Below are 13,078 nucleotides of genomic sequence, written 5' to 3'. Positions count from 1 at the left end.
AGGTTTTTATAAATGAAGAATATTTTTGCTATTTTATTAATTTCTATGTTGTGCCTTTCAGGATGTACTGGCGATAGGTGCATTGATGCAGATGATTTTGGCTTTATAAAATTTGTAATTTCTTCAAGATATAAAAAAGAAGAGTTAAGCGGACAACAACAAGATAATCAAACAGCTCCTTGGATCAATACTGGATATAATGTAAATGGTCAACCACTTACTATATTGGTAAAAACTTGGGATTATTCTAAAGGAGATAAAAACAACTCTACAGAATTATCAGCTTGGAGTGCGTGGTATGGTCAAGAAAAGAATACCAATACTTTATCTGAATTTTGTAAGAGACTACAAATATGCCAATTTATAGATGGCAGGATGTGTACTAGTAGTAAGGATGCCAAAATTAGTAATGCACCGTGTTTATTTAAAAATGGTGTAGGGCTATACATGTTAATTGCTGAGCGTGATAAAAATCCTAATCTCTCTTTGGATACACAGCGTACACCCTATGGCATTACCGCCCACCTTGGTGAACCTCTTGTTGGTTATGAACTTTATGATCTTAATAAAAGAGGGGAATTAGTAAAAGCTGGAGGAATAAGTTATCAATATGAAGGTGAGGATAAAGTTAAATACGTTCAATGCCCATTATATTTTAAGATTTTAGATAAATTTTATGATGATAATAATGGTCAGTATCGTGTAGTTATTAAATCTGGGGTCACTGACACTAGACCTGACCCTATTGAATTTTTAACGAATTTAATAAAAGCTGAGTTATTTGGTGATGGTAAGAATCATGGGCTAGTTAGGTCAATTTACGAGGGTATTATTAAAACACCAGGGTATCGTGTATCTGTTTCGGCTCTATTAACTTTGTATATTATGTTTACAGGGTTTTCTTTCCTGATTGGCAATGTTAATCTCACACATACTGAATTAATAATTAGAATAGTAAAAGTTAGTATAGTATCTACGTTACTTAGTTCAACTAGTAGCTGGCAATTTTTTCATGATTACTTATTCGTGTTTTTTATGGAAGGGGTAGAGGAAATATTACGAATAATTAAAGAAACAGCGGCTACCGGACCTGGGTCTTGGAGTATTATAGGTTTAATGATAGCCCCGCAAACTATGGCAAAATTATTTTCATTACTATTTGTCGATCCGTTAGGATTTATATATATAATTTTATTCTTGATAGCCTTTTATTTTATCTTCATGATGGTATTTAAGGCTACTATTATATATCTTACGGCACTGATAACCGTTGGGATGATTATCATAATGGCTCCAATATTCATTTGCTTTATGTTATTTGGTATCACGCGTTCATTGTTTGAAAACTGGTTAAGACAGCTGATTTCCTATGCACTACAACCAATTATATTATTTACTGGTATTGCTTTTATTTCAATGATTATCAGAACAGAAATATATTCTTCACTTGGTTTTGGGGTATGTAAGTATGACTTCCCAAATTTAGGTCCGATAAATGACATATTTGGTAGTATGAATGAAGATCTAGACACTAGTCTTGGAGACTCAATATTTTATTGGTGGTTTCCATCTCCAATGAAAGCTGGCAAATTTTCTAAAACAAAGGCTAATATATTAGTGCCTGTTGATCATCGCATCGATGATGGCTCGCCTGATGGCAACCTATGTTTAGCTTATCAATGTACCGAAGAAAGATATGTTGAATTACCATTTTTAGATTTAGTCAAAGATGTAAGAAGAATTGATAATTTTTTCAGTGGTCACTTTGTTCAGCTGGATGGATTATTGTTAATTTTTGTATGTGTTTATTTACTAAGTAAATTTAATGATATAGCTGTTTCAAGTGCTAAATTCTTATCTAGCACCTCAGGTAATCTAACAAATTTACAAGCAATTGGACAAGCTGCTTTTGCCCCTATTCAACAGCAAATAGAGAGACCTGCAAATTATGCTTTCGGTGCTGTCAAGCAAAGGGTAGATCAAGTAACTGAGAAGGCAAGTATGTTTGTTGCCGATCAGTATGAAGATTGGATGATGGGGGGTGTAGCCCAAGAGGCACTTGACCCAAAAGCAGTAAAATCTAGTGTTTTAAGTGAAGTAAAAAGAACTTATGGTATAGATTATAAAGACGTTAATGTTAAAGCTGGAAGTGATTATCAAAGGGCTATTAGCGAGGTTATGGAAACTATTAAACCTGATGGACAAGTTAAAGAATTTACTGGCAGTAGTTATGCAGAACTTAAGGATCATTTAGCAGCTCTTAAATTTGGAGAAGGTAAAAAATATGATTCTCTTAGCGAAGAGCAAAAGAAAGAACTTAATGATTTAATGAAAACTAAAGATGGTAAAACTTTACGAGAATTAGCGAGTGATGCAAAGTTTACCCAAGATTTCCAGCAAGCTTATGTGGATACACATCAAGCAATGTCAGCAAGGGGAATAGGGTTATTTGGTAAAAATATAGCACCTCTCAAAAGTTGGCAAGAGATGAATAGGCGTGTTGATGAAAAGAGAGAGCTACGTGATAAGAAGCGTAAAAATATAGGAGAGAGAATATATGCTGGTTATGAAGGATTAAAACGAGAAGCACTTACTGCTATTGTTGGTAAAGATTTACGGGATGCTTTTGAGGGTAACTTAACTGGAGCAGAGTGGGAAGATTTTAATTATAATGATCCAAGACTTAGAACCCATAGTGAATCACTTAAGGATCAGCAAATATCTTTGGAACATCAAGAACTTCTAACTAAAATCAATAAAGAAACCATTGCTGTTCAGGAAGATATTTCATCTCCTGAATATCTAGCCAAGCTTGAATTACAGGGTAGAACAGCAGATATTGCATATTATGCAGAACTATCTAACAAAAAACTTGCCTTTGAGATATATGATGCTTTAGCTAAAGGTGAAGGTGATAAGGGGGAGAATCCCGTGTTGATGGGCGAGCGATTCATGCGAGAAAAAGCAACGGATACTCAAACTCGTAATATGATTGACAGTGCTTATAGAATTGAGCAGACACTAATAGATAACGATAAATATGCACGCAGACAAGAACATTATGAAATTATGCGTAAGAAAGCTGAAGCTAATGGGGATAATCAATCTTTAGAGTATAGTAAAGCAGTACTAAAGAAAATAGAGGAAAGAAAAGAACTTATTAAGAAAGAAGTTATATCTCACATTGATGGAATTAATCAATATCGCTTAAATGCTAAAATGCCTAAATATGAAAAAAATGATTAACTTTTTCAAAGCAAAATGAGTGCAAAATAATAGTCTCTTACCCCTTGCCAATCACTACTATGTCACCCCGCAGGGGTTAAATATATAAACACCTCCTCTTTCAGGAGATTTTTTTAGATCCCCGCCGTAGCTCCATCGTTTTGACGTTAGCACTACAATTGTAGCATTAAGTATAGCATATATTTTTTAGGTACTAATAGATTTTTGAAAATTTTTTATAAGAAATTCAATTTTTATATAGAACTTAAGATTATTTATTAGTTGAAAATTTATTAAAATATCTATTTATTAAATTTATAATAGTTGTATTTTAGTAAATTTAAACTATTAATTGTCATTTGGGTGAAAACAACAACCATATTTATACTCCTGTTTATAATTTCTGTAACAAACAAGATTTATGCATCAGCTTGGTTAATTGACTCAGGCAAGTACAAATATACGGTTACTGCTAGCAATATTGATAAAAATTCAAAAAATATTAAACAAGTAATACCAATTGCAATAATTAACGCAGTGGTGTAAAATGGGTTTTTAACTGATAAAGGTACTCAAATGGCTAGGTTAATATTACCGCAAGGTTTTCATGGTCATGATTTTATAAAAATGATGAAACATGAGCCGCATGGTCGAAATCGTATACGTTTATTGGCGATGTATTACCTTCAATTAGGCAAATCTTTTAAAGCCATATCTGAAATAGTGAAGTCACACTGGAAAACTGTGCAATCATGGCTCAGAAGATTTAGGAATCATGGTTTTGAAGGATTATTTGAATCACAAAGAAGCGGTGCCCCTAGGAAGATTAACACTATACAAGAGTCTGCTCTTTTTGATAAAATCAATACGCTCAGTGAAAGTAAAACTGGTGGGTATATAACTGGAAAGGAGCTACATATCATGTTACTTGAGGAATATGGTGCTAAATGTACTTTAAAAACAGTCTACAATACTATGCACCGCCTTGGTTTTAGCTGGATTACTTCTCGTTCAATGCATCCAAAGTCAAATCAAGAGACTCAAAATACATATAAAAAAACTTCCCAGACATGCTAACAGAATTATTACCAAAAAATATCGATAGATGTAAAGTTGATATATGGTCTCAGGATGAAACTCGAGTTGGGCAACAAGGTAGCTTAACTCGTATATGGGCTAAGCGTGGCACTAGACCCCGTAAAGTTCGGCAACAGCAATTCATTTCAACATATATTTATGGAGCTGCTTGCCATGATACAGGAGAAGCTTTTGCATTAATTTTACCATATGCAAATACACAGGCAATGAATAAATTCTTAGAAGACCTTTCTCGCAGTATTCAAGGCAACCGACATATAGCTTTACTAACGGATAATGCAGGTTGGCACACAGCCAAAAAACTAACTGTGCCAAGCAATATCACTTTGATACCGCTTCCGCCCTATGCACCGGAACTTAATGCAATGGAACAAGTTTGGGAATGGATCAAAAATCATTTCTTGTCTAACCAATGTTATGGTGTATATGAAGATATCGTCACTATGGCTTGTTACGCTTGGAATCAATTTGCTCATAATGTAGATTTAGTAAAATCAATTATGTATAGAGACTGGATAAATACACCGTGTTAATTATTGCAATTGGTATAACTCCTCTACTTCTGAAGGGTCTGCCCCTTGCTTAACTTTACGTAAAATTTCTTCGATTCGTTGGTAAATAACATCTTGTTTGATGGCTTCTGCTTGATAAGTAACCTTCTGTTGTTCAGGTAGATGGGCTATGTCAGCTTCTAAAGAAACTAGATGCTCTTGTAGATTTGGGGAGGCATGGCTAGTATCAAATTTCTCATCATCACCATGGTAAAAAGATTCAGCCTCTTGTGGATTCTTGAGATTTATATGTTTGCCTTCCTCTAGCTGTTTTCTTGCTATATATAACTCCTCAGGCGATAAATCATAGCCTTTAGTTTCCCATTGCTGACGTCGTAAATTATTGATAATTTGCTGATCTAATTGTTTTTCTGCTGTCAAATACTCCTGAAACACTGGGTTATTAATATGCTCCTGATATAATTGTTGTAATTTGCCTTTTTCCTCTAGTAAAATATCCAAGAACCATTTTGGTATTTGCTCAATCTTGCCATTAGTACCAAACTGATCATGCATATGTTGTTGTAATTCTGCTATTTTCCTCTGCTGGACAAAATATAAAGGAAATTGTGGCTCGGCTGCCGTAATTAATTGTAGCTTCTTTGCTTGTAACTCAGCTAATCTTGATAAAGAAATGTTTTCAGCGTTGGTATTGCTACTTGTTGGCACTTGACTATCAACTTGCTCAGTTTCTATTATCTTCTCCATTGTTTGAGGAGATGACTCTTTTAGCACAGTATCAATATTCTCTTTTAACTGACTATCAACTATCGGATGTAAGGTCTCAATTTCAGGACGTAACTTATTGGAATGTAAGTACAGTCTGTCCCGCAAATATTTAGCCGAATAACCAAGACCATGCAATGGTGCACCAAATAAACCACTTTCTATAATATTAATCAAACTATCTGACAAGTCATAAGGTCTTTGTTCAATATGTCGTTCATTATAAAGAAATGGCTCGATAGCTGTCTGACCTACAGCACCACCGACAAAACCCTTAGCTAATGTTGTTGGAAGTTTGCCATATTTTAAAGCAGCTGCCGCCCATCTTGCTTGCCCACCAATAGGAATGAAGCTAGCAGCAATGTTAATTATCGACAAATTACCAAATACTATCTCAGCTCCAAATTTGCCAATAGCTTCAACTAATCCACCTTTACCTGCAGCAATGATAATCTCATTAATTTCTCGCTGCTTTTTTCTCTCTAAAATATCTTCTACTAATTGATTGGTAAAATTAGGGTCATACTTTAAATCTGAGTCACCATATTTTTGCTCAAATTCTTCCTTGGTTAATTTGTTATTATTAGTTTTAAAATATTCAGCAATATCCCGTAATTCAGGATCAATAATATATTCTGGGTCAAAAGCTCGCCATAAAGTTGATAGGCTTGGACTATCCTTATAGGCTTGCCGGCTAACTGCCCGCCAAACATCCATTTTACTGCTGCCTAACAAATCAACGACACTATTAGTTCTAAACTCCGGTATTAAAATAGAATAGTAACGTAATTGATTATTTGAATAATTATTTAAGCTGTCATTATTTTCCATCCTACTAATCTACTCTAATATGAATATGAGTTAATGATATCTTGCAATTCTTTTTTCTGTTGCTCTAAAGCTTGAGGATTATTTAACTCTAATAAATCAAATTTTAATATTTTACCAACTCCTACCATAAGTGGCAGATACTGACCATCTTTAGTCGGAAAAGTATAATAGACACTCTTTTTGTCAGGTGTTAATTTCCATTTACCTTGTTGTAAACATTCTTGTACTATTGTAGTCGAATATTGTCCTATTGGTTCATTGATATTATCGATACTATTGCTACCACGACTATCCCTAAAACTAGTAATATAATCATAAGCTATAGTTCCTTTAATGAGACCATGTTGCAGCTCTGCTAGACTACTCTCTATATAATCAGCATTTAAATCTTGGATTATACCTTGTGCTACAACCTGACGGGGGATTTGCAGATTTTTACTATCTAGTCGCATATAGACCTCGCTAATTAATTCTTTGGTTGCTTTTTTTACTGCTTTGTCAATCGATAAATCTTCAGTACGTTGGTAGTATTTAGCTGAATATTTTATGGCTTGCCGTGTTTGGTTAATCTCTGTCTCATTTTGCATATTGCTTCTTGCTAAATCCTTACTCCATTGCTTGAATATAACATTTTTATCAATTTCTTTGTTAAATTCTGTAGTCTCATTACTGATAAATAAAGGCTGACTTTTTAATGATAGCTCGTTAACTAGTGTCATCATCTGTATGAAGGCTGACGCATTTTTACGGTTATATAGCCTACTCTCAGCATAGAATTGAGTCAGGCATTCTAGCTCCCCCTTACCCCTTAAGATTTCTTCCATTATCTCCAAACCATATTGCTGCCCGCCTCCTGTATCATCATCTCGCAAACTAATTATACTATCGGTGGCTTGTTGAATTTGGTTAACATCTTTACTCTGAATCTTTTTTAAATACTCAATACTCTCAGATTCCATTAAATATCTCTGATCGTAACTCGGAATGCCTTTTTGCTGTTGTAATTGTTTTCTAAGCAATAAACGTTGAGGAAATGTTAGGGCTTTAGGTATTATGTCGGCGTACAATTCCTCAATCAGCCTAACCGGGTCTGTTTGAACCAATTTATGCTGTCTGTTAAACTTCTCAGCTAAAATATTATATATTTGCTCTTTCTTGTCATAATCAACATCTCCGCCCTTTGGAGCAATTTGTTGTAATATTTCCTGATATTGGTTAAATGGTAAGTTCTTCATTTGTTCTGAAATAACAAAAGCCTGCTTATACAAAGCTTCTTGGGCTATGAATTGCTGCAGTCGTGGATCACCAGCATTAAAACTGGCTTGCAGTAGATTTTCAAACCCTTTAATACCTTCTCCAGTATTTAGGATACTATGCAAATGGGCATTGGTAAGAGAACTAAGTTGATGTTGTCTCAGTAATTGCTGATGATGTAATAGATTATTTGCTTGCCCCTCCAGCTTTATCCTCTGTTCAAGCGATAAATCTTCTTTCCATTCAGCAACTATATTGGGATTTAATATAGCATCTGGCGAATGCTTTAAAGTACCTAGTGCTGAGGCAAATGCTAAAGCTTGTTTGGCATTAATTAGCATTTGTTCTCGCTCTTGCGGCAGTAATGACAGAGAGTTAATAGCTATCACGATATCTTGTAAGTGACTAGTATAAAGCTGTGGGTTATCATAAGTAGCATTTTTTAACTTTTCAATAGCTTCAATTGCTAAATGGTTACGTTTACCATCAATCAGCTTGGCTTCTGTATGACTTATTTGCCCAGTTAAAGATATTCGGTAGTCATTAATCTTAGCTTGCAACATACGCCTGGTTAGTCTGTTCTTGGCTTGTTGCAGATAATTTACAGCCCGCTTATCATACTTGCCTAAAAAATACTCGATAAACGGTTTATTGTTTTCTGAAAAATCCGGATGAAATTCATCAAATTGTGTCAAACAGTTAAAACCACCAGTTTTGTTATCGCTAGCTACTTCAATATTGCTCTGTGATTGATGCAAGTGTATAGTGGTATCTTTAATAAAGTCTGCCCATAAATTTGGCACTTCTACGCTGGCATCTTTCTCCAGTTTACGTACCAAATACCCTTTAGCTTCTTCATTAATCTGCTGACTTATACCTGCTATAACTTGCCATTTCATCTTTTTTTATTACTTCCCTTTTACTTGTCTGTTATCCCTTCATTAATTCTTGATATCCTAGCAAGATCAGACACCCCGCTTAACACCGTACCAAGATTTTGCCAAGGCGAAGCTGACCTGTTCGAACTAATATTACGGTTAATTGCTTCCTTATTTAAATCAATCATTACCGTGTTTAAGTTTGATCTTGGTCTTTGGTGAAAATGTTCAGCTTCTACGCTTCTTGCCTTCATCTCGTCCATATAAGCCATATGTCGTAGTAATAAGCCAGCTGAATCAGTACCAGTTATACCAATACCAGTTTTCAGGATATTATAGCCCAGCTGCTGGCGATTATATAACTGTTCTTGCCTCAACATATCAACATGATAACTTGATATTGCTCCATATTCCGCAGTTCTTTCTATTAGTTGTTGACGGTCAAACCTGACATTCTCCTGTTGTTGTCTCAATAAATGCTGTTGTTCATATAAGGATTGCTTAGTTTTTTCTTTATTACTTCTTAGTTGGGAGTAAGTATTAAATAAAGATGCTCCTGTAGCAAATATACTCGCTCCACTCGAGAAAAAATTTAGAAAATCAAACATTGCTATTTTTTACCTTTTAAAGATTTTTAGCTATTTAATTTGTTGCAAGAATATGTTACATTATAACTAGTATTAGTTGTGTAATGTACTGAAAAATCTGCCTAACGGGTAGGCATTTTTAGCAGTCGATTCTTTCGAAGAATTAGGGCATTACCGATTGCTACTTGCAACATTGACTGAGGAACGTAGGTACAGTGTTATGACCCCTGTGGTTAGTGGGGGTCTCTCGCTCATTCATCAATTACCCTTATAATTTGGTAAAATCTTTGCCTTGGCATAGATTTTTAATATACTAACGGGATAAGGCTTATCGACCTTAAAAATAACATCAATATCAGTTTTAATTTCTCCGTGCATAATAAAATTTACCCAACCTGATTGATAAGGAGTGGCAAATAAGTCACATACTTCTTTAGTAGCTGTTGATGTTGTTAAATATTTCTTATCATTAACCAATCTAATCAACGCATCACTATCTAAATATCTACTATTAATATGTTGCCTATCTATTTGCCCATTATCAAGCCTTTCTTCAATATAACCACCTTTACTATTAAAGACCTTCAATCCAAGTTCCGCATCTTTTTTCGGAACATGCTCGTATTCATCCGGAAATATCAAAGGAAAAGTCTGTAATATCGAAGAATAAGGAAAACCTACCGACAAATGTCTTACCGGATGTTTTAGCTTAATCAGCTCATTATCAATAATCTTTAAATCATGTAATTCTTCATCACCAATAATAGATACAGCAATTTTCTGAAAAATTGGCAATATAGTGGCAATATTTATTTGCTGGAATGATGGCAAGCAGTTTCCAGCTATACTACTTAGTTCATAACCTCCAATATCAGGAAATAGTTTTTTAAAAACTGGAAAATATCTTTTTGATAAAAGTAAATATTTCTCTAATTTTATGCTCTTCTCATCCTCAAGAATATCTTTCAATAAAGCTGGATGAAAGCTTGGCATGATTAACTGACAATATTCAATAATGTTACGCTGAAAATAAGCTAGTCCTTCTTTGAGCTCTTGCATTTGCTCAAATATTCTATCAGCTAACGTTTCAGTGTAATCTTCTTCGCTGCGAATAGAAGATGAGGAATAGGATGAAGATAATGAGGCTCTACGCTCTCTACTTCCTTCCGTTGGTGGTAAGTTCAGTCTTTCAGCATTTCCCAGCCTGTATGCTACTTCATCTATCATCTCATCGAGAGTTTGATTAAAATTATCAGACAAAATATATTCTCTAACATCTTTACTTAATTGTTTATCAAGTATGATACTCCTTAAACAATCAACTATTTCTTCTCGTCTTTTGAAATTGCTTAGCTCATTAATCTTGTTGTCATTATGTATTTGTTGTAATTTATCAATTAATTGGTTAGTAATGGTTGATAATTTATCATTTATTTGTTGTTTGCTAGTATGTTGATCTAACTCTATTATTTGTCGGCTAATTAGTTGTTTAATCTCTTCACCAAATATATATTTAGTCAGTTTTGGATGAGCGATATTTAGCAGTTCCTGGTAAAAATCCACTACAGTTTTGGTAAAAAACTTTTTTATGTTAACTAGCAATTCTTTATTATTGTCACTATCCTGCTGAGCATAATATAATAACATTCTTTTATTGATGTGAATAGCCGCTAACCGCATCTCTTGTATTTCTCTACTTACTTCAAACTGTAGATTAATATTTTGCTTAGCATTTGCCATAATATCTTGCACCGTGCCAGCGATGAACCTTATTAGCTCAGTATTTAGTTTTTTTATTTGCAGACAAATAGTTGGACGAAAGGAAAAAGCACTATTAGGCAGATATTCCATTAAGCCACCATCTCTTAAAATAGCTGGTACATCAATTTCATTTAGTGCTTCTGTGGTTTCAATAATATCACCACCAAGTCGCTCACCATCATATAATAATTGCTCGATTACCACTAAACTTTCAGGATGACCGGAAAATAGATTATCTATTTCAGCATAAATACGTGAGAATATTCGATGATAGGCAAAAGATATCGCCAAAATATTCATAATCTTAGGTAAATAATTTTTATAATATTTTTGTAAAAAACTTTCTATCTCGGGTCTATGTTCATCATAATTAGCAATGTGCCTGTTTTTGTATTTAAAAGAATCACCAGCATTATCTAACTTAACTCTCAAGATATTTTCTGCTTGAGCCTGTACAATATGCTCTAGCTTGGTTATATCACCTCTAAACTCATAAGCACTATCATCCTTTAACGCTTGCATAATTGAACGGTAAGCAGCATTCTCTCCTGGCTGTAGGATATTTACATGACAATCAGCATAAACTGCTCTATCGGTAACAAAATGCTTGGCAGAAAAATAACGAGTTTGCAGCACTTCTAGATATTCTTTACTGCTTACACCAGTATCATCACTTCTCCGAACATGCAAATATAACATATCAGCACTTTCAGCATAGATCGGCGTAATGCCTAATACTTGACCATTACCACCCAGCCAATGTTGTGACCAGCCCATAATTTTTAAATCTTGCGAATAGATAAAAATTGCAAAAGAGCCATTTTTTAGCACCGCCACTATCATCGAAAATGGACTGTTACAGCCGACAATTTGTCTAATACCACCAGCAAATATATGCTCAGCATAGGCAGTTATATCTGATATTTGAAAGCCACCTTTTTCTTGTGAATAATACAAGCTATTGATTTTACATCCATTACCTTCAACAAAAAAGATGGTCTTACCGATCACTACTGGTTTCAGTGGTGATACCGGCAACTCAATCTCTTTATGGATTTTGACAAACTCCCCTTTAGCTCGATCTCCTTCTTTCACTAAATAAATACCATCACTAGTACCGAGTAACAATTCATCAGCAAAAGGTACCGACCATAGAACATTATCAAAAGTAGCAGAAGAAAAAGTTGCCGAAAAAGCAGTTAAAGGATTACGGGCTTCTAGTAAAGTCCTATATGCCATCCTAAAATCACTAAAATCTCCCTTATAGCTTGCCCAAATTGCATGAATATTCTTATTAACCCCAAAACACCATAATCGGTTTTCAAAAGTAACCACTGAAGTACAATATAATTTCTCCTGCTGGGCTTGGTAAATTGGGGATTGATTAACATATGATAAACTTGCTGCTCGCTGGTAAAGAGCTTTTAGCTCATCGTTAATTTTATCTACTTCTGCTCCATAAATTACCTCATTAAAAGGTTTCTGTATCTTAGTAGCTTGTCCAGTTTGTCCTGTAGTAAAATAATTAACTTGGCATTTTAGTGGTTCAATAATAAACATTCTATCTTTACCAGGAAAATTACTGGATAGCTCATAGCTACTACTTGAAGCTATCTCAGCTCTTTCACCATATTCTACCTGTCTTTTGCTTGCCTGTTCGCTAATATATTGGTAAAATTGCTCAACAATTTGCGGATCAACGGAGAATTTAAAGATCGGTCTCTTATCACCGAAGGAAATATAAGCAATCCCTTGGAACACTACATAAGAAAAATCCTTAGGACGAAAATGAAAATCTTGCCCATCATCCTTAATAATTTTATTGGTTAGCAATAACTCACCACCAACAAAAAATAAGCAATTAGTATGTAACTTATGCGATTCAAAAACTAGTAAGTAGGATAACTTCCTTGAGAACATCACTGCTGCCATTTTCTTTGGCACATTATCATTAAACAAATGGACAAATTGTGTCCCATGTCTACGCATAATGCCACCTGATGGTAACAGCATGAAGTTAATCAGCTTCTTAACACCATTCTGATACAATACCAGCTCAGTTCTCCCTTCAATGGTCGGAGTAAGCTCACCACCTGAGAAGTTGTTTTTTTGTGAGTAAACAAATTGTTCTTGTTGCATAACTTAACGTAATTTGATTATTCAAATA

7 protein-coding genes are annotated in these 13,078 nt (G+C 34.5%); 3 read left to right on the top strand and 4 right to left on the bottom strand.

The window, feature by feature from the left end; translation table 11 throughout:
• The first annotated feature begins 12 nt into the window (after window positions 1–12).
• From AAHM80_RS04205 to AAHM80_RS04195, 3 genes are all read left to right on the top strand, one after another.
• On the top strand, window positions 13–3,246 hold the full coding sequence (locus AAHM80_RS04205; RefSeq protein ID WP_342260376.1) for a type IV secretion system protein: 3,234 nt from the start codon (window positions 13–15) through the stop codon (window positions 3,244–3,246).
• Between the two features lie 555 nt (window positions 3,247–3,801).
• Entirely contained in the window at window positions 3,802–4,302 is a 501-nt protein-coding gene (locus AAHM80_RS04200; RefSeq protein WP_342259385.1) for a helix-turn-helix domain-containing protein, read from the top strand.
• Entirely contained in the window at window positions 4,296–4,856 is a 561-nt protein-coding gene (locus AAHM80_RS04195) for an IS630 family transposase (protein WP_342259384.1), read from the top strand. Before AAHM80_RS04200 ends, AAHM80_RS04195 begins: the two co-directional genes overlap by 7 nt.
• On the opposite strand, the gene AAHM80_RS04190 is transcribed toward AAHM80_RS04195, so the two are convergent.
• The 4 genes from AAHM80_RS04190 to AAHM80_RS04175 all read right to left on the bottom strand — a co-directional run bounded on the left by AAHM80_RS04190 (window position 4,857) and on the right by AAHM80_RS04175 (window position 13,050).
• Complete coding sequence (locus tag AAHM80_RS04190) at window positions 4,857–6,431, bottom strand: hypothetical protein (RefSeq protein WP_342260375.1); 1,575 nt, start codon at window positions 6,429–6,431, stop codon at window positions 4,857–4,859.
• A 14-nt stretch (window positions 6,432–6,445) separates the two neighbouring features.
• The gene (locus tag AAHM80_RS04185) at window positions 6,446–8,584 is read right to left on the bottom strand and encodes a hypothetical protein (RefSeq protein ID WP_342260374.1); all 2,139 of its coding nucleotides are present in this window, start codon (window positions 8,582–8,584) and stop codon (window positions 6,446–6,448) included.
• 20 nt (window positions 8,585–8,604) lie between these two features.
• Window positions 8,605–9,171, bottom strand: a complete 567-nt coding sequence (locus AAHM80_RS04180; RefSeq protein WP_342260373.1) for a hypothetical protein — start codon at window positions 9,169–9,171, stop codon at window positions 8,605–8,607.
• Between the two features lie 237 nt (window positions 9,172–9,408).
• Window positions 9,409–13,050, bottom strand: a complete 3,642-nt coding sequence (locus AAHM80_RS04175) for a hypothetical protein (RefSeq protein ID WP_342260372.1) — start codon at window positions 13,048–13,050, stop codon at window positions 9,409–9,411.
• Window positions 13,051–13,078: the final 28 nt, after the last annotated feature.

Origin of the sequence: Candidatus Tisiphia endosymbiont of Metellina segmentata (assembly GCF_964030715.1) — a bacterium.
Classification (GTDB): Bacteria; Pseudomonadota; Alphaproteobacteria; order Rickettsiales; family Rickettsiaceae; genus Tisiphia.
Note: the sequence above shows the minus strand (reverse complement) of the source record. Positions and strands in the feature narration are given on the sequence as shown.

Excerpts from the sequence above, each read along its gene's own strand:
- AAHM80_RS04205 (WP_342260376.1), top strand. The coding sequence starts at position 13 with ATGAAGAATATTTTTGCTATTTTATTAATTTCTATGTTGTGCCTTTCA.
- AAHM80_RS04195 (WP_342259384.1), top strand. The coding sequence starts at position 4,296 with ATGCTAACAGAATTATTACCAAAAAATATCGATAGATGTAAAGTTGAT.
- AAHM80_RS04200 (WP_342259385.1), top strand. The coding sequence starts at position 3,802 with ATGGCTAGGTTAATATTACCGCAAGGTTTTCATGGTCATGATTTTATA.
- AAHM80_RS04185 (WP_342260374.1), bottom strand. The coding sequence starts at position 8,584 with ATGAAATGGCAAGTTATAGCAGGTATAAGTCAGCAGATTAATGAAGAA.
- AAHM80_RS04180 (WP_342260373.1), bottom strand. The coding sequence starts at position 9,171 with ATGTTTGATTTTCTAAATTTTTTCTCGAGTGGAGCGAGTATATTTGCT.
- AAHM80_RS04190 (WP_342260375.1), bottom strand. The coding sequence starts at position 6,431 with ATGGAAAATAATGACAGCTTAAATAATTATTCAAATAATCAATTACGT.
- AAHM80_RS04175 (WP_342260372.1), bottom strand. The coding sequence starts at position 13,050 with ATGCAACAAGAACAATTTGTTTACTCACAAAAAAACAACTTCTCAGGT.